This window comes from Ruegeria sp. CJ9, assembly GCF_056536625.1.
The window spans coordinates 244,903-270,516 of the sequence record NZ_JBQFPY010000006.1 but is presented as its reverse complement, the minus strand read 5'-3'; the positions used below and the strand labels follow the sequence as shown (position 1 = coordinate 270,516).

Here is a 25,614-nt window from a genome sequence, read left to right as displayed (position 1 = left end):
AGGAAAGAAAAAAGGCGGCCCAATCGGCCGCCTTTCATGCTGCGTACGCAACAAGGTTATTCTGCCGCGACCGCGTCTTCGATTTTTTCAACCCGGATAGCCGAGAACTTGAACTCGGGGATTTTGCCAAACGGATCGATTGCCGAGTTGGTCAGGATGTTCGCCGCCGCCTCGACATAGGCGAAGGGGATGAACACCATGTCCTCGGCAATGGCCCGGTCCGCGCGTGCCATGATCTCGATCGAACCACGCCGTGTGGTCAGACGGATCATTTCGCCCGGTTCGATCCCCATCAGCTTGAGCGTTCGAGGGTTCAATGAACAGTTCGCTTCCGGTTCTACGGCATCCAGAACCTTAGCACGGCGGGTCATGGACCCGGTGTGCCAATGTTCCAACTGACGGCCGGTCGTGGCGATCATCGGGTATTCGTCATCCGGCGCTTCGTCCGGTGGGATGACGCTGGCAGGGGTAAACCGCGCACGGCCATCGGCACGCGGGAAACCATCGCCAAACACAATCGCCTGACCCGGATCGGTTTCGCTGAGCGACGGGTAGGTGATCGTTTCTGTTTCCAGACGCTCCCACGTAATGTTATCCAGCGACGCCATGGTCAGCTTCATCTCGGCAAAGACCTGAGACACATCCGTGTAATCCCAGTTCAGACCGATGCGCTGCGCCAGTTCCACCGTGATCTTCCAATCCTCGCGCGCCTCACCCGGAGGCGTCACAGCGGGGCGCACCCGCTGCACCTGACGGTTGGTGTTCGACACGGTGCCGTTTTTCTCATACAGCGCCGAGGCGGGCAGGATGATGTCAGCATAGTTTGCCGTTTCGGTCAGGAAGATATCCTGTACGATCATCAGATCCAGCTTGGCCAGTGCCTCGCGCGCGTGACCCACATCCGGGTCGGACATGGCCGGGTTTTCACCCTGAATGTACATCCCCTTGATGTTGCCCGCGTAAGCCTGATCAATGATCTCGGTAACCGTCAGGCCCTTCTCGTTCGAGAAATCCTCAGAGTTCCATACGTTGTTGAACTTGGCGCGGATGTTGTCGTCAGTAACCGACTGATAATCCGGCAAGAACATCGGGATCAGACCCGCATCAGAGGCGCCTTGCACGTTGTTCTGACCGCGCAGCGGGTGCAAACCCGCGCCCGGCTTACCAACATTTCCGGTCATCAGTGCCAGCGAGATCAAGCAACGCGAGTTATCCGTGCCGTGGATGTGTTGGCTGACGCCCATGCCCCAGAAGATCAGACCGGCCTTGGCCTGCGCGAATGTGCGGGCGACGCGGCGCAGCTGGTCCGGTTCAATGCCGCAGATCGGAGCCATCGCCTCGGGGGTGAACTGGCGCAGATGCTCTTTCTCGGCCTCCCAGTTCTCGGTCCAGCGGTGGATGTATTGGCTGTCGTATAGCTCTTCTTCGACGATCACGTTCATGATCGCGTTGAGCATCGAGACATCCGCACCGGGGCGGAATTGCAGCATCTCATCCGCGAACTTGCGCATTCCAACGCCGCGCGGATCCATCACGATCAGCTTGCCACCGCGCTTGGTGAACTGCTTGAAATAAGTCGCTGCAACGGGGTGGTTTTCGATCGGGTTGGCCCCGATGATGATCGCCACATCCGCGTTTTCGATCTCGTTGAAGGTCGCGGTCACCGCGCCCGAACCCACGTTTTCGATCAGCGCCGCTACTGACGACGCGTGGCACAGACGGGTGCAGTGGTCAACGTTGTTGTGGCGGAAGCCCTGACGGATGAACTTCTGGAACAGATAGGCCTCTTCGTTGGTGCATTTGGCCGAGCCAAAGCCCGCAACGCTGCGCGGGTCCTCGTCGCGCATCGCCTTCAGCTTGGTGGCCGCCAGATCCATCGCCTCTTCCCAGGTCGCTTCGCGGAAATGGGTCGATAGGTTGCCGGGATCGACGTTCAGGCCCTTGGCAGGTGCATCCTCGCGCCGGATCAGCGGTTTGGTCAGGCGGTGCGGGTGGTGGATATAGTCGAAGCCAAAGCGGCCTTTGACGCACAGACGGCCTTCGTTTGCGGGGCCGTTGATGCCTTCGACATACTTGACCTTGCCATCCTTGACCTTCAGCGAGACTTTGCAGCCAACACCACAGAACGGGCAAACGCTTTCGGTTTCAGAGTCGTAATCCTTGCTGTCCCCATGTTGCTGATCGTCCAGCACGGTGGCCGGCATCAAGGCACCCGTCGGGCAGGCCTGAACACATTCGCCACAAGCTACGCAGGTCGAAGTCCCCATCGGGTCGTTCTGATCGAACACCACCTGCGAGGTATGTCCGCGACCGGCCATTCCGATCACGTCATTGACCTGCACGTCACGGCAGGCGCGGACACAGAGGTTACAGTTGATGCAGGCGTCCAGATTGACGCGCATCGCAACGTGGCTGTCATCCAGCAGCGGGATCTTTTTGGCCTCTTTGGCCGGGAAGCGGCTGTCGCTGACATCGTTCAGCTTGGCCATGTCCCAGAAGTGGCTGGACTCATCATGCGGGTGTTCGGGTTGGTCGGCGACCAGCAGTTCCATGACCATCGCACGTGATTTCTCGGCGCGGTCGGTGTCGGTTTTGACGACCATCCCCTCAACCGCCGGACGGATACACGAGGCGACCAGAGTGCGCTCGCCTTCCACCTCGACCATACAGGCGCGGCAGTTACCGTCGGGTTTGTAGCCCGGTGCCGGTTTGTGGCACAGATGCGGGATTACCAGTCCACGGCCGTTGGCCGCGTCCCAGATCGTGGTGCCTTCGGGCACGGTGACGTCGTCGCCGTTAAGGTTGAAGGTGACGGTCTTGGTTGGGCTTGCATCAAGCATGGCTCTGTCTCCCTCAGATTTCGTCAGCGAAATGTTTCATGACCAGGCGGATCGGGTTCGGGGCCGCCTGCCCCAGACCGCAGATGGACGCGTCGCCCATGACTTGACACAGATCCTCCAACAGGTCCTGATCCCACTTGTCGGCCTGCATCAGCTTGACCGCCTTTTCACAGCCCGCCCGGCAAGGCGTACACTGGCCACAGCTTTCATCCTCGAAGAACCGCAGCATATTCAGCGCCGCATCACGCGCGGTGTCTTGATCAGACAGAACCACCACGGCGGCCGAGCCGATAAAGGTGCCATGTGGTTGCAACGTGTCAAAATCCAGCGGGATATCGTCCATCGACGCTGGCAACAGGCCCGAAGACGGTCCACCCGGCTGATACGCCTTGAAGGTCTGGCCCTCGGCCATGCCACCAGCGGCCTCAATCACATCCAGAATGGTCGAGCCTGCGGGCAGCAGGTAAACGCCAGGCTTCGCCACCCGGCCCGAGACCGAATAGCTGCGCAGGCCCGTGCGACCGTTCTTTTCAGTGCTGTTGAGGCATTCCGGCCCTTCACGGCACACTTTGGTGACCCAATACAGCGTCTCAACATTGTGCACCAAGGTCGGGCGGTTAAAGACCCCAACCTGCGCTACAAACGGAGGACGGTGACGCGGCAGGCCCTTTTTGCCTTCGATCGACTCGATCATCGCGGATTCTTCACCGCAGATGTAGGCGCCAGCCCCCCGGCGCAGGTCGATATAGCCTGGCTCAACGATCCCGGCCTCTTCCAGCGCTACAATCTCACGGCGCAGGATTTCCAGCACTGCCGGATATTCGTCGCGCATGTAAATAAAGCAAGTCTCAGCCTCGACCGCCCAAGCGGCGATCAGCATGCCCTCAAGGAAAACATGCGGCGTGCGTTCCAGATAGTAACGGTCCTTGAACGTACCGGGCTCACCCTCATCGCCGTTCACAGCCAGATAGCGCGGACCTTCGTTCATGCGAACGAAGCCCCATTTCTTGCCGGACGGGAAGCCAGCGCCACCCAAACCACGCAGGCCCGAGGACAGGACGTCTTCCTGCACCTTCTCCCAATCACCATTGTCGCGCAGTTTTTTTAGCTTGGCGTAACCGCCGTTTGCCTCATAGGCAGCAAAGGTCTCGTAGTCGGGCAGATGGGCGTGAGTGTCACCGGCGGCAATCGCTGCCTGCACCTTTTCCGGCGTCGCATGGTCGATATGGTTGTGGCCGATCTCAAGCACCGGGGCCGTATCGCAGCGACCCATGCAGGGGGCACGGACTACGCGAACCTCGGACGCGTCCAAACCATCCTCAAGCGCCTTTTGCAATTGCTGGGCACCAGCCATTTCGCAGGACAAAGAATCACAGACCCTGATCGTCAACGCGGGCGGAGGGGCCTCGTCTTCTTTCACTACATCGAAGTGGGCATAGAAGGTTGCCGTTTCATAGATCTCTGCCTGCCCCAACCGCATTTCGACCGCCAAAGCGGCAATGTGGTCGGCGCTGATATGGCCGTGTGCGTCCTGAATCAAATGCAGGAATTCAATCAGCAGATCGCGACGGCGTGGGCGGTCGCCCAGCAGACGTGTAATTTCCGCCTGTGCCTCATCCGTGAATTGACGGCCTTTGGGCGTGTGCCGCCCCTTGCCTTTACCTGACTTCCAGACGCCCTTGGGTGCGCCTGATGGCTTGGTGTCTAATGGTGCCATGATGCCCTCCGATTGAGCTCCGTGTCTCATCAGAATAGCATATCGTCAAATCGCATATTTCAATCGCACGATAACGACAGTTTATCACCGCAAAGACGTCACCACGGCACGCAGCGCTTCGACTGTTGGCAATTCGGGATCCCGTGTAAGGGTCGCAAGACAAATCGGCTTGCTGACAACGGGATCGACCAGTGGCAGCACCTTTGTTCCCTTAAGATCACCCAACGCTCGCACCAGCACCCGAGGGACCACGGTGGCCGCCAACCCCTCGCGCGCCATGACCATCGAAGCGGTAAATCCGCTGGTTTCGGCGACGACATCCGGGTGCAGGCCCTGTTCAGCGAAAATCCGGTCGAGGATGCGCCGGTTCTGCATCTGTGGCTCTAGCAGGCTGAGTGGGAATTCGGCCACACGTGCCCATGGTATGGGGCCGGTTTCATCCGTCATATGCGACGGCACCAGCAAGACATAGGTCTCTTCGTACAAGGGTTGCACCTGCCGCAGATCGGTCCCGATGCTATCCCCATAGGTGATGCCCGCGTCCAGACTGCCCTCGTCCAGACGGTGCTGGATCGCTGTGGCAGACATTGTCTCGATGCGCGTAATGATGCGGGGATGCGCATCCCGCAACCGTTTGGTCAGCCGCCCGGTAAAGGCAATCGCGGTCGGGATCACACCCAGTATCAGGGTGCCGGTGATCTCACCCTTGGCGGCCAGCACCTGCTGTTCCAGCGCCTTGGTGTCATCAAGGATACGCCGTGCCCGCTGGACGATCATCTCGCCCTCTTCGGTCAGGCCCTGAAACCGGTTGGCGCGGCGGACGATCGACACGCCCAAGCGATCTTCGAGGTTGCGGATACGCATTGAAAAGGCGGGTTGCGATATCCCGCATTCCTCGGCCGCTTTGGCAAAATGACGGTGCCGCGCCAAAGCGCTAAGCAGTTGCAGGTCACGGATTTCGATCATGCCGTCCTTCTTCTTAAGATCAGAAGCGCAGAGTAGCGTGTTTGCGGCCCGGTGAAAGCACAAGTTGCGATCCAGCGACCCGCAGACGGCACTTTCCGCGATGGCCCGGCACGCGCTATCGTAAACTGGTGTCGACATGACTGACGGAGGAAGCCAATGACCAGACAGCTCACCGGCTTGGCAGGGCGTATTTTGACGTTAACAATACTACTGACAATTGCGGCAGGAGGAAACGCGATGGCTCAACAGAATGATAACTCCGCAGCAAAAAATCTGTCACGACAGGCTGTTGAAATGTGGGCTGCGGATTCCACTATTGACCGATCAATTTTCGCTGACGAGTATCAAAACCATCAGGCGCCATTAGCAACCGGTGGAACCGGAAGCGTCGATTTGGTCACCTGGACCGAAATTGTCGAGACAAACCACAAAGCCTTTCCTGATTTAAAGGTCGAGATTTTTGGGCAGATCGCCGAAGGCGACCGGGTATCCACCCATTGGCGCTTTTTCGGAACCCAGAAAGGCGCATACCTTGGTGTGCCCGCGACTAACCGGCCAGTAAACTGGACCGGCGTTCAGATCGACCGGATCGCCGATGGAAAGATCGCGGAAAGCTGGGTTGTCTGGGACTATTTCACCCAACGGCAGGAACTGGAACCCGGAAACTAACCCCGGCGTCTAAAAACGCGCCCAGTCCCAGATGGACCGGGCACACAGAGACCTCTTAGGTGTTGAACAAGAAGTGCATTACGTCGCCGTCCTTAACGATGTAGCCCTTGCCCTCAGCCCGCATCTTGCCGGCCTCTTTCGCGCCCTGTTCGCCATTTGCCGAGATAAAGTCGTCATAAGCGATGGTTTCGGCGCGGATAAAGCCTTTTTCGAAATCGCCATGGATCACACCAGCAGCCTGTGGTGCGGCGGTGCCTGTGCGGATGGTCCAGGCGCGGGCCTCTTTCGGGCCGACGGTGAAATAAGTCTCAAGCTTCAACAGGTCGTAACCAGCTTTGATCAGACGGTCGAGGCCGGGTTCCTCCAAACCCATCTCTTCCAGGAACATCTGCGCTTCGTCTTCTTCCAACAGGCTGATCTCTTCTTCGATCTTGGCGCTGATGATGACATGGGCATTGCCCTGCGCCGCGGCCATCTCGGCGACTTTCGCAGAGTATTCATTGCCGTCAGCTGCTTCTTCTTCGGACACGTTGCAAACGTATAACACTGGCTTGGTGGTCAGCAGTTGCAACATCTTCCACGCTTTGGCGTCTTCGTCCGAGACCTCAACCAGACGCGCCGGTTTGCCATTTTCCAGCATCGCCTGCGCCTCGGCCAGCAAGCGTTCCTGCTGCTGTGCTTCCTTGTCGTTGCCTTTCAGCTTGCGCACCAGATTGGCGCGGCGCTTTTCGATGCTTTCCAGATCGGCCAGCATCAGTTCCGTCTCGATCGTGTCGGCATCGGCCACGGGGTCGACGCGGCCGTCCACATGGGTCACGTCACCATCTTCGAAACAGCGCAGCACATGGGCGATGGCGTCGGTCTCGCGGATATTGGCCAGAAACTGGTTGCCCAGCCCTTCACCCTTGGACGCGCCTTTAACCAGACCAGCGATGTCCACAAAGGTCATCCGTGTTGGGATGATCTGCTTAGAGCTGGCAATCGCCGCCAGCTTGTCTAACCGGTCATCAGGCACGGCCACGTCCCCCACATTGGGCTCAATGGTGCAGAACGGGAAATTTGCCGCCTGAGCGGCTGCGGTTTTGGTCAGCGCGTTAAAGAGGGTCGACTTGCCCACATTCGGCAGACCCACGATTCCCATTTTAAAACCCATAGCGGCCTCCTGATGCCATTCGAGGGGTGCTTCTATGCAGGTCCGGATCAATGCGCAAGCCAGACTGCGGAAATGAGGAAAAGACCAATTTACAACATCACGAAATCGTTCGTCATTCGTGAACTTGCCCGGATTGAAATTGGCACACTAAGATCACCACGTAAGGTGTTGCAAACAAACATATAGTGAATGTGTAATATGAAGTTTACCTCTGCAATTTTCGCGCTGCTTTTGGCCGCACCAGCAGCGCAAGCTCAATCCCTTGTCTTTGGCGCAGGATTTTCAGATTTCTCGGATAGCCAATCCGAGGACGAGGCTGTGTTCTCGCTCGAGTATCAGCATCGCCCCTTTCACGAGGCCTCCCGTTTTGCCGCTTCATGGGGTAGTGCCCTGACTGTGGATACCGCAGGTGATATTCATATCGGTATCGGCCTGATCGGAACCTACGGGTTTGCCGAGCGTTGGTTCGTCGAAGGCAGTGTCATGCCGGGGTATTTCTCAGAGGGCGAAGGCCGCAACGATCTTGGGGGAGAGTTCCAGATTCGCACCCTGTTGGGTCTCGGATACACCTTAGAAAGTGGTAACAAAGTGTCCTTGGCAATCACCCACAAATCCAATGCCAGCACACAGGATGACAACCCGGGTGTTAATTCGGCGCTGGTGCGATATCATTTCGCATTCTGACGGTATCCCGCGGGACCGGGATTGATTTTCGCGAAAAGTTTCTGCACATCAGGTCCAAACCTGACTGCAAGGACATCCGATGACCCGTATCGACGCCAAGTTCGCCGCCCTGAAGGCCGAAGGGAAAAAGGCTTTTGTCGCCTATATAATGGCGGGGGACCCCGACTATGAAACTTCGCTTGAGGTGGTCAAGGGCCTGCCGGGCGCTGGCGTGGATGTGATTGAGCTGGGCTTGCCGTTCACCGATCCCATGGCGGATGGCCCGACCATTCAGGCCGCAGGGCAACGGGCATTGGACAGTGGCATGACCTTGCAGCGGACACTGGACCTGGCCCGCGCCTTCCGTGAAACCGACGACACAACTCCGATTGTTCTGATGGGCTATTTCAATCCGATCTACAGCCGCGGCGTGGACACCTTTCTGGCCGATGCGCAAGCTGCCGGTATCGACGGTCTGATTGTCGTCGACCTGCCGCCGGAAGAAGATGAGGAACTGTGCCTGCCGGCCCAGGCCGCCGGTCTGAATTTTATTCGCCTGGCGACGCCGACCACCGATGACAAACGCCTGCCCCGCGTTCTGCAGAACACTTCCGGCTTTGTCTATTACGTCTCGATCACCGGCATCACCGGCGCAGCCGAAGCGCAAGCCACGAATGTCGGCCCCGAAGTGGCCCGGATCAAATCCGCGACCGACCTGCCCGTGATCGTGGGCTTTGGCATCAACACACCTGAGAAATCCAAGGCCATCGCCAGCGTTGCAGATGGCGCGGTTGTCGGCTCGGCCATTGTCAGCCAGATCGGAGCAGGAAAGCCCGTGGCCGAGGTTCTGGACTTTGTAAAAACACTATCTGACGGCGCCCATTCGGCCTGATCGACCAATCACAAGATCCAATAAACAAAACCGCAGCAAGCCACCGGCCTGCTGCGGTTTTTTTCGCGCCTCAGCCAATTGCGCCCTTGATGTTGCGCCATTAGAACTACCTGACCGACCAATCAAAGGCGCTGCCTCATGCCCATAATCACCACTATCGAAGATCTTCGACGTATCTATGAACGACGGGTGCCTCGGATGTTCTACGACTATGCCGAAAGCGGTAGTTGGACCGAACAAACGTTTCGCGACAACAGTTCGGATTTCTCGGATATCCGCCTGCGTCAACGGGTGGCCGTGGACATGGCGGGGCGATCGACCGCTTCGCAGATGATCGGTGAAGACGTGGCGATGCCGGTCGCGCTGGCGCCGGTTGGATTGACGGGCATGCAGCACGCGGACGGCGAAATGAAGGCCGCCAAAGCCGCCGAGGAATTCGGCGTGCCTTTTACCCTGTCTACCATGTCGATTAATTCAATCGAGGATGTGGCCGAGCACACGTCAAAACCGTTCTGGTTTCAGCTCTATACGATGAAGGATCAGGACTATGTCAGCCGCCTGATCCAACGGGCCAAAGATGCGAAATGCTCGGCCCTGGTCATCACGCTGGATTTGCAGATTTTGGGCCAACGGCACAAGGATTTGAAAAACGGCCTGTCTGCACCGCCAAAACTGACCGCGAAAACGATTGCGAACCTGATGACCAAGTGGTCCTGGGGCATCGAAATGCTGGGGGCGAAACGGCGCGAGTTTGGCAATATCGTCGGCCATGTCGAGGGTATCTCGGATGCGTCGTCCCTAGGTGCGTGGACGGCTGAACAGTTCGACCCCAGCCTCGACTGGGCCAAGGTCGAAAAGCTGATGGAGCAATGGGGCGGCAAGGTCATTCTCAAAGGCATCCTCGATGCCGAAGACGCCAAGATGGCTGCAAAACTCGGGGCCGATGCCATTGTTGTCTCGAACCACGGCGGGCGGCAGTTGGACGGTGCGCTGAGTTCTATTCGCATGCTGCCGCAGATCATGGATGCCGTCGGCGGTGACATCGAGGTACATCTGGACAGCGGTATCCGCTCGGGTCAGGATGTGCTGAAGGCGTTGGCATTGGGGGCCAAGGGCACCTATGTCGGTCGCGCTTTTGTCTATGGGCTAGGCGCAATGGGTCAGAAAGGTGTCACCACTGCGCTGGACGTCATTCAGGCAGAGCTGGACACAACGATGGCGCTATGTGGCGAGCGCAATGTTGGGGATTTGGGACGTCACAATCTGCTGGTTCCCGAGGATTTCGGCGGCCGCTGGCAAAATACACCAACTGCGAGCTGACCCGCGGCTGGGCTGCGGACTTTACGGCCGCCTCCACTGTGTCATTGAGGCCAGATGAACTTGGAACCCCCTGTTCATCTGGCCCAAAATACCTCGGAGCGCGAGGCAGAGCCTCGCTAAAAATTATTCGGGTGAACCCCTTTCCAAACCCAATGAATCGAGATAAGGACGCGGCTTCACGCGGGCATACAGCCTTGGAGGATGCCCGCCCTAACATTGGAGAATTATCATGGCTGGAGAGATTCCTGATCTCGTAGCTCTGGAACGGACGGGGACAGGCAAGGGCGCCGCTCGTCAAGCACGCCGAGACGGCATGGTTCCGGGCATTGTTTTTGGTGGCGATAAAGAGCCGCTGCCAATTCAGATCCCGTTCAACGTCCTGTTCAAGCGCCTGAAAGCAGGCCGGTTCAAGTCGACCCTGTGGAACCTGAAGGTTGAAGGCCACGAAGACGTTCGTGTCATCTGCCGCGACGTTCAGCGTGACGTTGTCAAAGACCTGCCGACTCACCTGGACCTGATGCGCCTGCGTCGGACCACTAAGATCGCGCTGTTCATCCCGGTTGAGTTCATCAACGAGGAAGAGGCCCCCGGCATCAAAAAGGGTGGCGTTCTGACCGTTGTCCGTCCGGAAGTCGAATTGATGTGTACCGCAGGTGACATTCCTGAAAAGATCGTTGTCGACGTGACCGGCATGGAGATCAACGACGTTGTCACCATCTCGGCCGTGGACCTGCCCGCAGGCACTAAGCCGACCATCGATCGAGACTTCGTGATTGCGAACGTTTCGGCACCGACCGGTCTGGCGACCGACGACGATGAGGAAGAAGGCGAAGAAGTGGCCGTTGACGAAGTTGAAGTCGTCGGCCAGGAAGAAGCAGAAGAATAAGTCCGGACCCAACAATTCGGATTTGGAAACGGGGCCTTGATCGGGCCCCGTTTTCTTTTGGCGCACATGGGCTGGAAAACCGGTGGCATTCCGTGCCATCAACCACCTGCTCATGTCGCAATGCACAAGGACGAGACTATGAAATTGTTTGTCGGATTGGGGAACCCGGGGTCGAAATATGCCCGCAACCGGCACAATATCGGCTTTATGGCTGTTGATCGCATTGCCGAGGATCACCGCTTTGGCCCGTGGAAATCCAAGTTTCAGGCCGAGATCTCCGAAGGTCGGTTAGGCCGCGAAAAGGTACTGCTGATCAAACCGCAGACCTTCATGAACCGTTCTGGTCAGTCCGTGGGTGAGGCGATGCGGTTTTACAAGCTCGACTCGACCGATGTGACGATCTTTCATGATGAGCTGGACCTCGCCCCCGGCAAGGTGCGCGTCAAGGCGGGCGGCGGGCATGCCGGGCACAACGGGCTACGTTCAATCCACGAACATATCAGCCCCGCCTATGATCGAGTACGGCTGGGGATCGGGCATCCGGGCCGGAAGGAAATGGTCTCTCCTTACGTCCTGGGCGACTTTGCCAGGGCCGACGCTGACTGGCTTGACGACGTGTTGCGCGGCGTGTCGGACGGTGCAGGCTATCTGGCCGACGGGGATGGCGGCAAGTTCATGAACGCCGTCGCCCTACGCACAGCCCCGCCCCGGTCGTCAAAGTCACCGGCCGAGGCGCCCAAAGCAACCGCCAAACTTGCTGCAGAACCAGAGGTCGATACGCGCTCGGCCATGCAGAAGCTACTGGACAAGTTCAAATAAGACGGGTGACCTTGCCGCAACGTCCCAATTGCACAACGGCTTTTGGCGCGTTCCAATGCAGCATGGATCGGGGAGGCGACATATGAGATCTATGTTGAAATGGGTGCTGCGCATCGTGTTGATGCTGGTGCTGGCAGCGGTCGTTGTCGGGTTCTGGAAACGCGAAGAACTGCAACGCCTTATGGCCGTGAACTCGTTATTTTCCGAGGAAAAGATCGTTCACAACTTCTCTCATATGAACGACGCTTTCCTGACGGTCGACTTGCCCCGTGGCAACGGGCCGACCTGGGAATTGCCTTACGGACCCGGCTTTGATCTGCCCGAGGATACCGATGCGTGGATCGAAGATCGCGCTGTCACCTCTCTTCTGGTGATGCAGGACGGGCAAATCCGGTTCGAAGAATACTATCTGGGCACCACGCCCGAGGATCGCCGGATTTCGTGGTCGGTGGCCAAAAGCTATCTGTCCGCACTTTTCGGCATCCTGTTGGCCGAGGGCGCAATCGACTCGCTGGACGATCCCGTGGTGAAATATGCGCCGCAGTTGGAGGGCACCGCTTATAACGGCGCGTCGATCCGCAATGTGTTGAACATGGCCAGCGGAGTTACTTTCGATGAGGATTATTTCGACCCCAATTCGGACATCAACCGAATGGGTCGTGTCATCGCCTTGGGCGGAGAGTTGGACGATTTCGCGGCCTCACTGCAGGATACGTTCGCCACGCCCGGCGAGACCTGGCAATACGTGTCGATTGACACCCATGTGATAGGAATGGTCATCCGCGGGGCCACGGGGCGCAGTGTGACAGATTTGCTGGTCGAAAAGATCATTCACCCCTTGGGCCTGGAACACGACGGCTATTACGTGACTGACGGTGCCGGAGTTGCTTTTGTGTTAGGTGGATTGAACTTCACCACGCGCGATTTCGCACGCTTTGGTCAGATGATCCTGCAAAATGGCGTCCATGAAGGCCAGCAACTGGTCCCGGTCGACTGGATCACCGAATCCGTCATGCCCAGCGCACCGACTGCGCCCGGCGAGATCGGCTATGGTTATCAGTGGTGGATTCCTCTTGGCGCGCATGAAGGTGAATTTCTGGCCCGTGGTGTGTACGGCCAGTACATCTATTTCGACCAGCCGCGCGGCGTGCTGATCGTCACAACCGGCGCAGATCGCCAGTTCCGCGATCCCGGCATCAACGAAGCAAACATAGAAATGTTCCGCAAGATCGCCCAAAGCCTGTAAGGTGGTCCTATGCAAAAACAAGACAGTATCAATGTATTGGGCGGCGTTCTCAGCCCCTGTTCCCGTGATCCGCTGACTGGTTTCTTTCGGGACGGGGCTTGCAATACCTGCCCCGAAGATCAGGGCAGCCACACGGTTTGCGCGGTGATGACGGCCGAGTTTCTGGCCTTTTCGAAATACGTTGGAAACGACCTGAGCACCCCGCGCCCGGAGTTCAACTTTCCGGGTCTGAACCCCGGTGACAGTTGGTGCCTGTGCGCCGCGCGCTTCCTGCAGGCCCATGACGAAGGTTGCGCGCCCAAGGTGCATCTTGAGGCGACCCATCAGCGGGCGCTTGAGATCATTCCGCTACGCCTTCTGAAAGAAAACGCCACTTCAGAGTAAGCGGACCGGCCCAGGAAACCCCGGACCGGCCCTTATTCGGGATCACTCCCGCAGTTTGACAAGGTCAGACATCAGCCCTTCAGTCCCGTTATGGACCGTCAGCCGCTCGACCTTCCCGGCGATGGTTTCCAGAGCTTCCAGCTCTTTCAACCGCAGCATCACCGGGTTTTCCGCCATCACCTTCGCGGTGTTCAGTAGGGACCGCGTGGCGTTGGTTTCTTCCCGCCGCCGGATGACGTTGGCCTCAGCCTGTTTCTCGGCGGCGACCACGGCGGTCAGGATCTCCCGCATCTCCCCGGGCAGGATGACGTCTTTCAACGCGATCTCCCCCACTTCGATACCGATCCCGGCCATCTGTGTCCGCACCCGATCCGCGGCTTCGGTGTCGACGGTCACTTTCTCGGCAAGCAGCCGGTCCAGCGTCATCGCCCCCAAGGTCTTCCGGAACGTCAGTTGCAGCGCCCGGTGCAAGGCCTGATCGAAGTCCTTGACCGACCCTACCGCCGTGACCGGATCAATGACCCGGTAATCGGCAGACAGGTTGACCCGGATGGTAACCCGGTCCTTGGTCAGGATCTCTTGCCCTGTCACCTCATGGGTCCGTTGCCGCAGGTCGATCTGTTTAACCTCGACGTTTCGCCCCACTTTCCAGAAGGCATGCGCCCCAGGGTCCAGTTGATCCACCAGTACCCCGTCAACCGTCAGCAGCCCGGTATGCCCTTCGGCAACCTCGACCTGCGTCAGGTTCAGCCGCAGCCCGGCCCGAACCAACCGCTGAGCCGCCACTTTGGGAACAACCATGGTCTCGGTCAGCGCGTGATGCTCGACCTTCCACGGCCCTGCGGCCTTCCAGACCAGCGCCCGCGCTTCGGGGTTCAGCACCCGAACAGGGACCCCATCCCGCAGCAGAACCAGAACCTCGTCAGGCCCAGCCCGGAACTCGGTCAGATGCTTGGCGGCCAACTCGGGCCGGTTCTGCATCAGTGCCCGTTCATAGGGCGACACGAAAAAGAGCTTCTCCAGATCGTGCAACTCGGTCAGCACATCCTTGCGCGGCAGCCGGTGTTTCCCGGCACCCAGGATTGCATCGAACACCCCGTTGCGCAGGACCAGCATCCGCTGGGTCTCGGTCAGGGTCAGCCGCCGATGGCCGGTCAGCCGGTCAATCAGATCTTGGAACAGTGTCATATCATTTCTCCTTTTCGTCTCGCTCTATCGTCGTCGCAAATGCGAACTCCTTTTCATGTTTTCAGTGGGTTGCACCCCGAACGGGTGACAGGTGTGAGGCCTTCGGACGAAGGCAGGAAAGATCCGAGCATCCCCCGCGCCATGCCCCTGCGCGGGAAGGTCAGAGAGAGGGGCGCGGGACCGATGCGCCGCCTTGCCCAAAGGGCTAAGCGGGGCACCGATCCGGCGGCACCGTCATCTGCCCTCCGGCCCAAGACCAGAGCAGCGAAGACCCCTGCCCCGCCCGGCCAAAGCCTGACGTTGCGCGGTGTCACCCCTGCTGGGGAACACCCGGACCCTTATGATTTTGGACCGTTTTCACGGGCCGGCGTGGAAGGCCGGTGCTGACTTAACAGCTTTGTCAAATGACGGGATTCGAACCCGTTACACATCGATTTGCGGTCGATTGCTCTCACCAGAATGAGCTACATTTGGAGCTTTGGAAGGAATTGAACCTTCGCCTACAGATGGGAAACCTGCCGCTCTATCCAACTGAGCTACAAAGCGTACCAATCCCCGGTTTCGGCCCTGGCATACGGTTTCGGCAGCGCCGTCCGCACCGAGAGAGTGATCACCTCTGCCCGCTAGGGTCCGGCCCGATGTGACCGGTAACGGCGGGTTTAGGCGAAAGGTTTGGATTCGCTCAATAAATTTCTGAAGGTCAAAATCGCACCTGTGGCGGTCACGCAACAAAGTTACCCAGTTGCGCAATATTCGAAAAGCTCAGGGCTGAAATTTAAAGCGGCACACCCGTTTCAGGCGCGCCGCTCTTGTCAAAAATTTCAAATTTTACCGCTTGGTCAGTCGGCGCTGCGGCCTTCGGTATCCGACATGTCGAAGTTCAGATATTTGGCCACGGTCTGTACGTCCTTGTCGCCACGCCCGCACATATTCATGCAGATCAGGTGATCTCTGGGCAGCTCGGGCGCGATTTTCATCACATGTGCCAGCGCATGGCTGGGCTCGAGCGCCGGAATGATACCCTCGGTCGCGCAGCACAGCTGGAACGCCTCCAGCGCTTCTTTGTCGGTGATAGCCACATAGTTGGCGCGGCCAATATCGTTCAGCCACGAGTGCTCGGGACCGATACCCGGATAATCCAGACCGGCCGAGATTGAATAGCCTTCCAGAATCTGTCCGTCGTCATCCTGCAGCAAGTAGGTGCGGTTGCCGTGCAAAACGCCCGGACGCCCGCCGGTCAGCGAGGCGCAGTGCTCCATCTTCTCGTTCACGCCTTTGCCGCCGGCCTCAACGCCAATGATGTTGACGTCTTTGTCGTCGAGGAACGGGTAAAACAGGCCCATTGCGTTCGATCCACCACCAATGGCGGCAATGATCGTGTCGGGCAGACGACCTTCGGCCTTCATCATCTGTTCCTTGGCTTCCTTGCCAATGATCGACTGGAAATCCCGGACCATCGCCGGGTACGGGTGCGGACCAGCGACGGTGCCTATGCAATAGAACGTGTCGCGGACATTGGTTACCCAGTCGCGCAGCGCGTCGTTCATCGCGTCTTTCAGCGTGCCACGGCCAGAGGTCACCGGGATCACCTCGGCGCCCAGCAAGCGCATGCGGAACACATTCGGAGCCTGACGCTGCACGTCATGCGCGCCCATGTAGACCACACATTTCAGACCGAATTTGGCGCAGACAGTCGCGGTGGCTACGCCGTGCTGCCCTGCACCGGTTTCCGCAATGATCCGGGTCTTGCCCATGCGTCGCGCCAGAATGATCTGGCCCAGAACGTTGTTGATCTTGTGCGCGCCGGTGTGGTTCAGCTCATCGCGTTTCAGGTAGATTTTCGCGCCGCCCAGATGCTCGGTCAGGCGTTCCGCGAAATACAGCGGTGACGGGCGGCCCACATAATTCGCCCACAGGTCGTCCATCTCAGCCCAGAAGGTGGGATCGTCCTTGGCCTTTTCATATTCCTCTTCCAGCGACAGGATCAGAGGCATCAGCGTTTCGCTGACGAACCGCCCGCCGAATATGCCGAAACGGCCCTTTTCGTCAGGTCCGGACATGAAGGAATTGAAAAGATCGTTGGCCATGGGTGTCTCCCTCGTCGTACCCGTTGTTCATAGGAGGTGACGACAGGATTTGCCATGGCAAAACGTATCATTCCGCCGCTTGAACATGCTGTGCCCAAACCTGTAACGCCTGCTGGTTGCTGGGCACGGCAATACAGGGAAAGTGATAGAACTGATTCACATCTGCCAGTCGATTGGCCGCTAGAACGACCTGGCGGTGGGGACCCGACTGAGCAAAGGTTAACATGGCTTCGAGGTCGTGCCAGACGCTTAGCGAGAAATACAGCCCCTGGTGTGGGAACACGCCAGCATGCATGCACAAGGGGTCACCGCGCGCTTGTAGCAATGCCTGACGGGCGCGCCAGAAGAACTCTGGCCCATAGTACCATCGTTTCAATGAAACTCCGCCGATCGCCGCCAGCATGATTACGTCCTCCCCTATCGGGGATACGCAGGTGTTTGCCGATCAGATCACCGGGTCGCGTCGATAAAGGCCCGGACCAATGCCGAATCCTTGACGCCGGGTGCGCCTTCGACTCCTGACGAGACATCCACCTGTCGCGCGCCGGTCATGCGGATCGCCTCGGCGACGTTCTTGGGCGTCAGCCCCCCGGCCAGCATCCACGGACGTTGCCAGTATTTGCGTCCCGCTAACAGACGCCAGTCAAACGCCAGACCATTGCCACCCGGCAGTTCCGCGTTACGTGGCGGCTTGGCGTCGATCAGCAGCTGGTCGGCAACTTCGGAATAGAGATCAATCGCAGCAAGGTCTTCTGCCTCGGCCACGCCGATAGCCTTCATCACCGGCAAACCAAATCGGTCGCGAACCTCGGCCACCCGATCCGGGCTTTCCTTGCCGTGCAGTTGCAACATGTCCAGCGGTACATTGGCGACGATCCGGTCTAATTCCTCATCCGTCGCATTCACCGTCAGGGCGACCTTGGCAACCCCGGCGGGCACCAAATGGGCCAGTTCTGCGGCGGCCGGGACCTCAAGATGGCGGGGCGATTTGGGAAAGAAGACAAACCCGATATAGCGTGCGCCAGCATCCACCGCTGCGCGCACGTGATCAGGGGCGGTCAGACCGCAGATTTTGACGGAGACATCAGACATAAAAGGGCCTCAGCTGGCCTCGTCCAACAGCGCCAGAACTTCGTCCTGACCTTCGTTCTGCTTTTTCTTGAGCTTCTTAACCTCACGCTCAAGCTTGCGCACTTCGCTCTTCTTTGCAGTCGCATCACGGCGATGCTTATGCTCGCGCAGCCATTCCCACAGGAAACCGATGATCAGGCCCGCAACCACACCGCCCAGCACCACGACAAACAGCGGCAGCGACGTGCTGAGGTTAAAGCCCAAAAGCTCGGCAAAAGCTTCGGGCATCAGGGTCAGTTCAACCGTTTCGCGATTGGCCAGCGAGACGGAGATGAGAACGATCCCGAGGATCGCCAGAAAAGCATATCGAAGGTAGCGTATCATGCCCTAGGCTTTACCGTTCAATCGGTCCCTTAGCAACTTGCCAGTTTTGAAAAATGGAACACATTTTTCTTCGACCTGAACAGTTTCCCCGGTGCGCGGATTGCGGCCAACGCGCGCGTCGCGCTGTTTTACCGAAAAGGCACCAAAGCCACGTAGCTCTACGCGGTCACCGCGTGCCATGGCATCCGTCACTTCCTCGAACACGGTATTCACGATCCGCTCGACGTCGCGTTGATACAGATGCGGGTTTTCGTCGGCGATTTTCTGAATCAGTTCTGAACGGATCATAAGCGTTACCCTCCCAGGCGACCGGTTAGCCATCTCTATTTATTTGGACAGTATAGGAAAAAACCGTGATCGGGGGAACGTAAACTCTGTGTGCAAAGCCTTCATTTTCGCGCCAAGTCACGCGTTTTTTTGCTTGCGAGCGTGAAATTCACCGCAAAAGCGTGAACGACAGCCGGAATAAGCCCAAATTTTGGAACATATTGATTCGCAACAAAAACGGCCCCGCGCGGATACGCGGGGCCGTAAATTCGGCTAAGGCTGAGGCCCGGGCTTAGTCGCCCGATTTCAGCGCTGCACCCAGGATATCGCCCAGCGATGCGCCCGAGTCGGAGGAACCATACTGTTCCACGGCCTCTTTCTCTTCGGCTATCTCGCGTGCTTTGATCGACAGGCCCAGACGGCGGGTCTTGCTGTCGACGTTGGTGACGCGGACGTCGACCTTGTCACCAACCGAGAAACGCTCGGGGCGCTGTTCGGCACGGTCACGGCTCAGGTCCGAACGGCGGATGAAGGACTTCATGCCTTCGTATTCCACCTCGATGCCGCCATCTTCGATTGCGGTCACTTCGACGGTCACGATCGAGCCACGCTTCACGCCGCCCACGGCTTCGGCAAACTTGTCACCGCCCAGGGCTTTGATCGACAGCGAGATACGCTCTTTTTCCACGTCAACTTCCGAGACAACGGCTGAAACCATGTCGCCTTTGCGGTAGTTCTGGATCGCATCCTCGCCACGCTCGTCCCAGGACAGGTCCGACAGGTGAACCATGCCGTCGATGTCGCCTTCGAGGCCAATGAACAGACCGAATTCGGTGATGTTCTTGACTTCGCCTTCGACCTCGGTGCCCTCGGGGTGTGTTTCTGCAAACACTTCCCATGGGTTGCGCTGAGTCTGTTTCAGGCCCAGAGACACGCGACGCTTGGCGCCGTCGATTTCCAGAACCATGACGTCGACTTCCTGGCTGGTCGAAACGATCTTGCCGGGGTGGACGTTTTTCTTGGTCCAGGACATCTCGGACACGTGCACCAGACCTTCGACACCAGCTTCCAGCTCGACGAACGCGCCGTAGTCGGTGATGTTGGTGACGCGACCCTGATGGACCGAGCCCAGCGGGTACTTGGCGGCAACCAGATCCCACGGATCTTCCTGCAGCTGCTTCATACCCAGGCTGATGCGGTGGGTCTCTTTGTTGATCTTGATGACCTGAACCTTGATGGTTTCGCCGATCGTCAGGATCTCGGACGGGTGGTTCACACGGCGCCATGCCATGTCGGTGACGTGCAGCAGGCCGTCAACGCCGCCCAGGTCAACAAATGCACCGTATTCGGTGATGTTCTTGACGACACCCTCGACGGTCTGACCTTCGGACAGGTTGCCGATGACTTCGGCACGCTGCTCGGCACGCGATTCTTCCAGGATTGCGCGGCGCGAAACAACGATGTTGCCACGGCGGCGGTCCATTTTCAGAATCTGGAACGGCTGTTTCAGACCCATCAGCGGGCCAGCGTCGCGCACGGGGCGAACGTCAACCTGCGAGCCGGGCAGGAACGCAACTGCGCCACCCAGATCGACGGTGAAGCCACCTTTGACGCGACCAAAGATTGCACCTTCGACGCGCTGGTCGTCGGCATATGCTTTTTCCAGACGGTCCCATGCCTCTTCACGGCGGGCCATCTCGCGCGAGATGACAGCTTCGCCACGGGCGTTTTCTGCGGCGCGTAGGTAAACTTCGACCTCGTCGCCTACAGCGATTTCAGGAGCTTCGCCGGGATTTGCGAATTCTTTCAGATCAACGCGGCCTTCCATTTTGTAGCCTACGTCGATGATGGCTTGGCCGGCTTCGATCGCCAGAACCTTGCCTTTGACAACAGAACCCTCTTCGGGTGTGTCCATTTCGAAGCTTTCGTTCAGGAGGGCTTCGAATTCCTCCATGGATGCGTTAGCCATGTGGCGTTGTTTTCCTTTACATAACGTTTTTACTGGCCGAGCGGTTGTTTCCGCCGGTCTTGTTTCATGATGCCTTCAGGCGTGATCCGGGGCGCATCTGACTACACAAACACAAAGGGCCGAGGTAACCCGGCCCTGCTCAGATACGTCATCCGGACGTTGACCGCCCTTGTTCAGACGCGTGCTCTATAGCGAGTCTGCTGAAGCACTGCAAGTCAAAGCCGGAAAGCGACCCAGTTGTCGCAAGTTGAAGTCCTCCGTCGGCGAAACGATGCTAGGCTCAATCCAGCGATCAAGGAGCAGACGATTTGAATTTTCTGGTCATTATTTCCGACGAACACCGTAAGGACGCGATGGGATGCGCTGGCCACCCGATCGTCAAAACCCCCAATCTGGACGCCTTGGCAGCGCGGGGTACGATGTTCACCTCGGCTTATACACCGTCGCCAATGTGCGTTCCCACCCGCGCCGCGTTGGCTACCGGAGAGTGGGTGCATACCACTGGTCACTGGGACAGCGCGACACCCTATGCCGGGCACCCGCGCAGTTGGATGCGTCAACTGCGAGACACGGGGCGCGAGGTCGTGTCGATCGGCAAGTTGCATTTTCGCTCGGCCGAGGATGACAACGGTTTCTCGCAGGAGATACTTCCCATGCATGTCGTCGGAGGAATTGGTTGGGCCGTCGGCCTGCTGCGCGAGAACCCGCCCGCGTATGATTCAGCCGCCGAACTGGCGGGTGATGTCGGCACCGGGTCCAGCACCTATACCGACTATGATCTGGATATTACCGCCGCATCTGAGGTATGGCTGACCGATCCGAAACGTCACGATGCACCATGGGCCGCCTTTGTGTCCCTGGTCAGCCCGCATTATCCGCTGACTTGCCCCGAGGAATGGTACGACCACTATGATTCCGCGGATATGGACCTGCCGGTAGGCTATGGCCACGGCCTCCCTGATCACGCAGAGCTGCAAAACATTGCGTCGTTCTTCAACTACGATGACTATTTTGATGAACAAAAGATGCGCGAAGCCAAGGCCGCATACTACGGGCTAACATCCTTCATGGACGATTGCGTGGGGCGCATCCTGACAGCTCTGGCCCAAAGTGGTCAGGCCGAAAATACGGTCATTGTCTATGTTTCAGACCATGGCGACATGATGGGCGATCAGGGGTTCTGGACCAAACAGGTGATGTATGAGGCCAGCGCCGGGGTTCCGATGATCCTCGCCGGGCCCGGTATTCCCAACGGCAAGCAAGTCTCAACCTGTACAAACCTGACAGACATTGCAGCAACCGCGCGGGACGTCTGCGGTGTTCCTGATGATGCAGGCAATGCCGATCAACCGGGCGTTTCGCTTATCGATCTGGCCACGGCACCGGATGATCCCAACCGAACCGGGTTCAGTGAATATCATGACGGGGGGTCAAAAACCGGCAGCTTTATGGTGCGCTGGGACAAGTGGAAATATGTCTATTACGTTGGGCATGACTCCCAACTATTTGATCTTGCATCGGACCCGAATGAACAGACCAATCGCGCCACGGACAGAGTTAACGACCCCGAAGTTCAAGCGGCGTTGGTCGAAGGCGAACGCCGTCTGCGCGAAATATGTGATCCCGAAGAGGTCAACGCGCGTGCCTTTGAGGATCAGCGTAAGAAGATTGCCGAGCTGGGCGGAGAAGAAGCCTGTCGAACGGCATTCGTCTTCAACCACACTCCAACCCCGTCCGAGCAAGAAAAGCAGCGCGAAGGATCCGCGCTCTAGTTCAGAATTCCTCACATTTTTTTGAGAAGCTCGTATCAGCTCACATTGAAGGTCACTGCGCCCGAACTGATCCGTGTCGCCGCAATCGCGCGCCTAGAGCGTCAAAGAGCCATTCTGAGGGTAGAGATATAACACTCCACCCTCAGTTTCACCTCAAGCGCCCTCAGTAGCGAACGCAAAGAAGGTCTAGAACAGTTGCAAATCCTTCGCGCCGCTTTGGATTTCGGCAAAGTTCGGCATGTTTTGGATCGGTACGGATGATGGCGCCGCGCCCGGCATCGCAACTGTCGGCTTCGTCGCCATTGTCTTGCCGAATGCTGGTCGCTGCAACTCCCCTCGGATATCATGCAACAGCATTTTGTGATCCGGCATTTTTGTGAGGATCTGCGCAAGATGCGCTTTCGCAGTCTTCATACCCTGGAACCAAATCTGTCGCTTTAGTGGCCGCAGACGATCACGGATGCCGGTCCCGTAACCGGTATCATAAACCTGTTTACCCAATAGAACCGTTTGGTAAACGCGAAAGTTGAACAACGTCGCAAATTCGATGTCATGTTCCATTGGCAGACGATGCTGCCATAGCTCCAGGTTTTCGGCTAACCGGTCAGGTATTTTCATCTCTGTCCGCGCATCGATCCAATACTGATCGTCAGTGCGGTTACCCAATCGATAGTGAAGACAGATGAACTCCAGAACCTCATCATAAAGCTTGTTCATCTGCCGGTTATACCGCGTCCGCAAGGATGGCTCGATGTCTCGCGTGGGCAAGTGTTCCGCAAACCACCGCACCGCATGATCGACCATATGTATCGCCGTACTCTCTAGCGGTTCAATAAACCCGCCGGACAGGCCGATCGCCAAACAGTTCTTAACCCAGGCATTGCGCACACGCCCAATGCGCATGGGGATCACGCGCGGCGTCGCGCCCTTGCCGCTGTCACCCAGCCATTTGAGGTATTCATCCGCCGCCTGATCATCCGTGCGATGCGCGGATGAGAACACATAACCCGTTCCCACACGGTTATAGAGAGGCACCCGCCAGGTCCAACCTGCGCCAAGAGCGGTCGAGCGCGTGACGCTTTCAATCTTCTTTGGGTTGGGATGCTCGATCTGCAACGCCATGGCACGATCATTTGGCAAATAGTCCGAGTAATCCATAAACGGTTCGCCAAGCGCTTGGTTGATGATCAAGCCGCGGAACCCTGTACAGTCTATGACCATCTCGATGTCATGGCGGCCCTGGCGTTCCAACATCAGATGGCTGACATTGCCCTGTTCATCCAGTTCGACCGATTTCACCTCATCTTGAATATGCTCCACACCGCGCTTGGTGCAGACTTTGGTGAGCATGCCGGCAAATTTCACAGCATCCAGATGATACGCATAGCCAAACCGCTGTTCGTATTCAGGCTGCCCCAACTGCCGTGCGCCTTTGCACAGACGAGCCAGATCATCATGTGGTGAGATGGACCGCGTAAAATCCCGATCCCCATTGCCAAAGCGCAAGAAATACTCGGCTGTTTCCAACCCTTCCAACAATTGGCCATGCGCAAAGGGGTTCACATAATCGATGCGATTGCCTTTGCGGTCCTTGTTCCAGTTGCAAAACTTCACACCCAGCTTGAACGACGCGTTGGTTTCGCGAAAAAAGTCCCGCTCGGAAATACCCGCCTGACGGAGCGTGACCGGCATGCGCGGCACTGTCGCCTCGCCCACACCCACTGTCGCGATATTGGGGCTCTCGATCAGACATATGCGAGGGCGATCCTTTTCCGCTGACGTGCGTGAAAGCACCATTTCCAGTATCAGCGCGGTCATCCACCCTGCTGTGCCGCCACCGACGATGGTGATCTTGCGCAAACGATTATTCATGTTTTTTTGTCCCTGTTGGCTCAAGGGATATTATAGCTACGTGCCCATTTTTTGTGTTTTGGACTTAGATCGCAGCTTTCCCTTATGGCGTATCGAAGACTATAACAGCTTTATTGCGTCCAGCTAGGGCCTATAGCACTGGGAATTTCAGGCCTATCGTACAGGATTGAGATCTGTGGAGTGGGCAGGTATCAGCACAGGCTCGAATCCTGAACGCTCGTCAAATCTCCTCACCTTTCTTCAGAAGATCTTCGATCAATTGTCGCTGCAATTCGTTGCTGTCACCGCCACCAAATTGAATCGCCCCTCCGGTGTAGGACGTGCCGTAAGTTGCAGCGATATTCACTGTCTGCGCCAAGCCAGAGATCAGTTGGTCCTTCTTCAAAGACGAAAGCGGATGAATGAATGTTGCCCAAACGATTCCGTTGGCAATCGCATAGCGCGCATCCAAAGCGGTGTCGAAATTGGCCTGCATCATTCTGTGCAATTCCTCTTTTGACAGTTCATCAGCACTACGAACCGCCACCATCGCACGCATGCGATCAGTGCTGATATCCGTGACGACCAGAACAGGCACATCCGACAGCGTCAAAGCAAAGCCCGGCCCCTGCGGCTGTGCCTCGGGATCAAGCGCAAAGAGGATCTTGCCCAGACGTTCATAGTCCATCGGTGGCTCGGTCTCAGGCGCATCTTGGGCCGCCAGACCTCCGGCCAGAAAAATCAACACTAGGGCTAGTCGGATCATGGCATCTCTCCTGCAGGCTACTCCCTTACAATAGGTACCTGCCTGGACCCTGACCAAACAAAGCTTAGTGGAGAGTATGTCGTGCGCCGCCACAAGTTTGAACGATCTGCAAGGTTTGCCGATCTTACTGCGATAGCCCGTTCAAAACACTGCCCCTAACTTTGTTTCAGCGGTTGGCTCCCCCGCCGACCCGAACCTGAACAGGAAAGGAAAACACAATGAAATCTCTGGTTCTGACAACCCTGATCGCCACCTTGCCCCTGATCGCCGCACCGGCCTTTGCAGCGGATGAGATCAATGTCTCGAACGGCATCTCGGCCGCGGGCGCGCCCTTGGCAGCACATGGCGTCGATCTGGTGGCCCTGGTCAACGAAGGTAACCCGGTCGAAGGGTTTGCCACCCATTCCTCGACCTACGACGGAGCATCGTACTACTTCACCAGCGCCGCCAATCTCGAGGCGTTCGAGGCCAACCCCACCGCCTATCTGCCACAGCACGGCGGGTTCTGTTCCTTCGGCGTGTCTGTCGGCAAGAAATTTGATGGCGACCCGGACCAGTATCTGGTCACAGACGGCAAGCTGTATCTGTTCCTGAACGCTGAAACTCGGGCTGCGTTTCTGAAAGACGTGCCTGCCACAGCAAAAACCGCTGATGATCAGTGGGCGCAGATCAAATCCGTCGCCGTAGGCGAGCTGTAATTACCT

The 25,614-nt window shown here is 57.8% G+C and carries 23 protein-coding genes and 1 tRNA gene; 10 read left to right on the top strand and 14 right to left on the bottom strand.

Going from position 1 to position 25,614, the window contains the following annotated elements; all coding sequences use genetic code 11:
* Positions 1-56: 56 nt before the first annotated feature.
* The 3 genes from fdhF to ACR0AJ_RS14615 form a co-directional block, all read right to left on the bottom strand.
* A complete protein-coding gene (fdhF, locus tag ACR0AJ_RS14625; RefSeq protein ID WP_480741185.1) occupies positions 57-2,840 on the bottom strand; it encodes a formate dehydrogenase subunit alpha in 2,784 nt (927 codons plus the stop codon).
* Between the two features lie 13 nt (positions 2,841-2,853).
* Positions 2,854-4,557 (bottom strand): NAD(P)H-dependent oxidoreductase subunit E, encoded by a 1,704-nt coding sequence (locus tag ACR0AJ_RS14620; RefSeq protein ID WP_480741183.1) that lies wholly within the window; start codon positions 4,555-4,557, stop codon positions 2,854-2,856.
* An 84-nt stretch (positions 4,558-4,641) separates the two neighbouring features.
* A complete protein-coding gene (locus ACR0AJ_RS14615) occupies positions 4,642-5,523 on the bottom strand; it encodes a LysR family transcriptional regulator (RefSeq protein ID WP_170399292.1) in 882 nt (293 codons plus the stop codon).
* A gap of 237 nt (positions 5,524-5,760) precedes the next feature.
* Here ACR0AJ_RS14615 and ACR0AJ_RS14610 point away from each other — a divergent pair, with 237 nt between their 5' ends.
* Entirely contained in the window at positions 5,761-6,192 is a 432-nt protein-coding gene (locus ACR0AJ_RS14610; RefSeq protein WP_480741181.1) for an ester cyclase, read from the top strand.
* A gap of 55 nt (positions 6,193-6,247) precedes the next feature.
* On the opposite strand, the gene ychF is transcribed toward ACR0AJ_RS14610, so the two are convergent.
* A complete protein-coding gene (gene ychF / locus ACR0AJ_RS14605) occupies positions 6,248-7,345 on the bottom strand; it encodes a redox-regulated ATPase YchF (RefSeq protein WP_170399188.1) in 1,098 nt (365 codons plus the stop codon).
* 198 nt (positions 7,346-7,543) lie between these two features.
* On the opposite strand from ychF, the gene ACR0AJ_RS14600 reads away from it, so the two are divergent.
* The 7 genes from ACR0AJ_RS14600 to ACR0AJ_RS14570 all read left to right on the top strand — a co-directional run bounded on the left by ACR0AJ_RS14600 (position 7,544) and on the right by ACR0AJ_RS14570 (position 13,555).
* On the top strand, positions 7,544-8,029 hold the full coding sequence (locus tag ACR0AJ_RS14600) for an acyloxyacyl hydrolase (protein WP_480664232.1): 486 nt from the start codon (positions 7,544-7,546) through the stop codon (positions 8,027-8,029).
* Positions 8,030-8,108: 79 nt separating this feature from the next.
* A complete protein-coding gene (trpA, locus tag ACR0AJ_RS14595; RefSeq protein ID WP_170362434.1) occupies positions 8,109-8,900 on the top strand; it encodes a tryptophan synthase subunit alpha in 792 nt (263 codons plus the stop codon).
* A 138-nt stretch (positions 8,901-9,038) separates the two neighbouring features.
* Positions 9,039-10,220, top strand: a complete 1,182-nt coding sequence (locus ACR0AJ_RS14590; protein ID WP_480648962.1) for an alpha-hydroxy acid oxidase — start codon at positions 9,039-9,041, stop codon at positions 10,218-10,220.
* 229 nt (positions 10,221-10,449) lie between these two features.
* A complete protein-coding gene (locus tag ACR0AJ_RS14585) occupies positions 10,450-11,106 on the top strand; it encodes a 50S ribosomal protein L25/general stress protein Ctc (RefSeq protein WP_480664237.1) in 657 nt (218 codons plus the stop codon).
* 138 nt (positions 11,107-11,244) lie between these two features.
* Positions 11,245-11,925, top strand: coding sequence for an aminoacyl-tRNA hydrolase (pth, locus tag ACR0AJ_RS14580; protein WP_480741179.1), 681 nt, complete (start codon positions 11,245-11,247; stop codon positions 11,923-11,925).
* 82 nt (positions 11,926-12,007) lie between these two features.
* On the top strand, positions 12,008-13,171 hold the full coding sequence (locus ACR0AJ_RS14575) for a serine hydrolase domain-containing protein (RefSeq protein WP_480741178.1): 1,164 nt from the start codon (positions 12,008-12,010) through the stop codon (positions 13,169-13,171).
* Positions 13,172-13,180: 9 nt separating this feature from the next.
* Positions 13,181-13,555 (top strand): DUF2237 family protein, encoded by a 375-nt coding sequence (locus tag ACR0AJ_RS14570; protein WP_480690926.1) that lies wholly within the window; start codon positions 13,181-13,183, stop codon positions 13,553-13,555.
* A 42-nt stretch (positions 13,556-13,597) separates the two neighbouring features.
* On the opposite strand, the gene ACR0AJ_RS14565 is transcribed toward ACR0AJ_RS14570, so the two are convergent.
* The 8 genes from ACR0AJ_RS14565 to rpsA all read right to left on the bottom strand — a co-directional run bounded on the left by ACR0AJ_RS14565 (position 13,598) and on the right by rpsA (position 20,521).
* A complete protein-coding gene (locus ACR0AJ_RS14565; protein WP_480664242.1) occupies positions 13,598-14,743 on the bottom strand; it encodes a slipin family protein in 1,146 nt (381 codons plus the stop codon).
* A 473-nt stretch (positions 14,744-15,216) separates the two neighbouring features.
* Positions 15,217-15,289 (bottom strand) — tRNA-Gly (locus ACR0AJ_RS14560).
* 293 nt (positions 15,290-15,582) lie between these two features.
* The gene (gene trpB, locus ACR0AJ_RS14555; protein ID WP_480664244.1) at positions 15,583-16,830 is read right to left on the bottom strand and encodes a tryptophan synthase subunit beta; all 1,248 of its coding nucleotides are present in this window, start codon (positions 16,828-16,830) and stop codon (positions 15,583-15,585) included.
* A 67-nt stretch (positions 16,831-16,897) separates the two neighbouring features.
* Positions 16,898-17,233: a hypothetical protein gene (locus ACR0AJ_RS14550; RefSeq protein ID WP_170351758.1), complete on the bottom strand. Its 336-nt coding sequence runs from the start codon at positions 17,231-17,233 to the stop codon at positions 16,898-16,900.
* A 47-nt stretch (positions 17,234-17,280) separates the two neighbouring features.
* Positions 17,281-17,922 carry a phosphoribosylanthranilate isomerase gene (locus ACR0AJ_RS14545; RefSeq protein ID WP_170351759.1) on the bottom strand — a complete coding sequence of 214 codons (642 nt, stop codon included), beginning with the start codon at positions 17,920-17,922 and terminating at the stop codon, positions 17,281-17,283.
* 9 nt (positions 17,923-17,931) lie between these two features.
* Complete coding sequence (locus tag ACR0AJ_RS14540; protein WP_170351760.1) at positions 17,932-18,285, bottom strand: lipopolysaccharide assembly protein LapA domain-containing protein; 354 nt, start codon at positions 18,283-18,285, stop codon at positions 17,932-17,934.
* Between the two features lie 3 nt (positions 18,286-18,288).
* Positions 18,289-18,573, bottom strand: a complete 285-nt coding sequence (ihfB, locus tag ACR0AJ_RS14535; protein ID WP_037310872.1) for an integration host factor subunit beta — start codon at positions 18,571-18,573, stop codon at positions 18,289-18,291.
* A 271-nt stretch (positions 18,574-18,844) separates the two neighbouring features.
* Positions 18,845-20,521, bottom strand: a complete 1,677-nt coding sequence (gene rpsA, locus ACR0AJ_RS14530; protein ID WP_010438032.1) for a 30S ribosomal protein S1 — start codon at positions 20,519-20,521, stop codon at positions 18,845-18,847.
* 308 nt (positions 20,522-20,829) lie between these two features.
* On the opposite strand from rpsA, the gene ACR0AJ_RS14525 reads away from it, so the two are divergent.
* Positions 20,830-22,293: a sulfatase family protein gene (locus ACR0AJ_RS14525; protein ID WP_480741176.1), complete on the top strand. Its 1,464-nt coding sequence runs from the start codon at positions 20,830-20,832 to the stop codon at positions 22,291-22,293.
* A gap of 186 nt (positions 22,294-22,479) precedes the next feature.
* Here ACR0AJ_RS14525 and ACR0AJ_RS14520 read toward each other — a convergent pair whose 3' ends face one another.
* Both ACR0AJ_RS14520 and ACR0AJ_RS14515 read right to left on the bottom strand, forming a co-directional pair.
* The gene (locus ACR0AJ_RS14520; protein WP_170414147.1) at positions 22,480-24,165 is read right to left on the bottom strand and encodes a tryptophan halogenase family protein; all 1,686 of its coding nucleotides are present in this window, start codon (positions 24,163-24,165) and stop codon (positions 22,480-22,482) included.
* A 220-nt stretch (positions 24,166-24,385) separates the two neighbouring features.
* Positions 24,386-24,910 (bottom strand): hypothetical protein, encoded by a 525-nt coding sequence (locus ACR0AJ_RS14515; RefSeq protein WP_170378974.1) that lies wholly within the window; start codon positions 24,908-24,910, stop codon positions 24,386-24,388.
* A 218-nt stretch (positions 24,911-25,128) separates the two neighbouring features.
* Here ACR0AJ_RS14515 and ACR0AJ_RS14510 point away from each other — a divergent pair, with 218 nt between their 5' ends.
* Complete coding sequence (locus ACR0AJ_RS14510) at positions 25,129-25,608, top strand: YHS domain-containing (seleno)protein (protein WP_170351763.1); 480 nt, start codon at positions 25,129-25,131, stop codon at positions 25,606-25,608.
* Positions 25,609-25,614 lie beyond the last annotated feature (6 nt).

Excerpts from the sequence above, each read along its gene's own strand:
- fdhF (WP_480741185.1), bottom strand. The coding sequence starts at position 2,840 with ATGCTTGATGCAAGCCCAACCAAGACCGTCACCTTCAACCTTAACGGC.
- ACR0AJ_RS14620 (WP_480741183.1), bottom strand. The coding sequence starts at position 4,557 with ATGGCACCATTAGACACCAAGCCATCAGGCGCACCCAAGGGCGTCTGG.
- ACR0AJ_RS14615 (WP_170399292.1), bottom strand. The coding sequence starts at position 5,523 with ATGATCGAAATCCGTGACCTGCAACTGCTTAGCGCTTTGGCGCGGCAC.
- ACR0AJ_RS14610 (WP_480741181.1), top strand. The coding sequence starts at position 5,761 with ATGGCTCAACAGAATGATAACTCCGCAGCAAAAAATCTGTCACGACAG.
- ychF (WP_170399188.1), bottom strand. The coding sequence starts at position 7,345 with ATGGGTTTTAAAATGGGAATCGTGGGTCTGCCGAATGTGGGCAAGTCG.
- ACR0AJ_RS14600 (WP_480664232.1), top strand. The coding sequence starts at position 7,544 with ATGAAGTTTACCTCTGCAATTTTCGCGCTGCTTTTGGCCGCACCAGCA.
- trpA (WP_170362434.1), top strand. The coding sequence starts at position 8,109 with ATGACCCGTATCGACGCCAAGTTCGCCGCCCTGAAGGCCGAAGGGAAA.
- ACR0AJ_RS14590 (WP_480648962.1), top strand. The coding sequence starts at position 9,039 with ATGCCCATAATCACCACTATCGAAGATCTTCGACGTATCTATGAACGA.
- ACR0AJ_RS14585 (WP_480664237.1), top strand. The coding sequence starts at position 10,450 with ATGGCTGGAGAGATTCCTGATCTCGTAGCTCTGGAACGGACGGGGACA.
- pth (WP_480741179.1), top strand. The coding sequence starts at position 11,245 with ATGAAATTGTTTGTCGGATTGGGGAACCCGGGGTCGAAATATGCCCGC.
- ACR0AJ_RS14575 (WP_480741178.1), top strand. The coding sequence starts at position 12,008 with ATGAGATCTATGTTGAAATGGGTGCTGCGCATCGTGTTGATGCTGGTG.
- ACR0AJ_RS14570 (WP_480690926.1), top strand. The coding sequence starts at position 13,181 with ATGCAAAAACAAGACAGTATCAATGTATTGGGCGGCGTTCTCAGCCCC.
- ACR0AJ_RS14565 (WP_480664242.1), bottom strand. The coding sequence starts at position 14,743 with ATGACACTGTTCCAAGATCTGATTGACCGGCTGACCGGCCATCGGCGG.
- trpB (WP_480664244.1), bottom strand. The coding sequence starts at position 16,830 with ATGGCCAACGATCTTTTCAATTCCTTCATGTCCGGACCTGACGAAAAG.
- ACR0AJ_RS14550 (WP_170351758.1), bottom strand. The coding sequence starts at position 17,233 with ATGCTGGCGGCGATCGGCGGAGTTTCATTGAAACGATGGTACTATGGG.
- ACR0AJ_RS14545 (WP_170351759.1), bottom strand. The coding sequence starts at position 17,922 with ATGTCTGATGTCTCCGTCAAAATCTGCGGTCTGACCGCCCCTGATCAC.
- ACR0AJ_RS14540 (WP_170351760.1), bottom strand. The coding sequence starts at position 18,285 with ATGATACGCTACCTTCGATATGCTTTTCTGGCGATCCTCGGGATCGTT.
- ihfB (WP_037310872.1), bottom strand. The coding sequence starts at position 18,573 with ATGATCCGTTCAGAACTGATTCAGAAAATCGCCGACGAAAACCCGCAT.
- rpsA (WP_010438032.1), bottom strand. The coding sequence starts at position 20,521 with ATGGCTAACGCATCCATGGAGGAATTCGAAGCCCTCCTGAACGAAAGC.
- ACR0AJ_RS14520 (WP_170414147.1), bottom strand. The coding sequence starts at position 24,165 with ATGAATAATCGTTTGCGCAAGATCACCATCGTCGGTGGCGGCACAGCA.
- ACR0AJ_RS14515 (WP_170378974.1), bottom strand. The coding sequence starts at position 24,910 with ATGATCCGACTAGCCCTAGTGTTGATTTTTCTGGCCGGAGGTCTGGCG.
- ACR0AJ_RS14510 (WP_170351763.1), top strand. The coding sequence starts at position 25,129 with ATGAAATCTCTGGTTCTGACAACCCTGATCGCCACCTTGCCCCTGATC.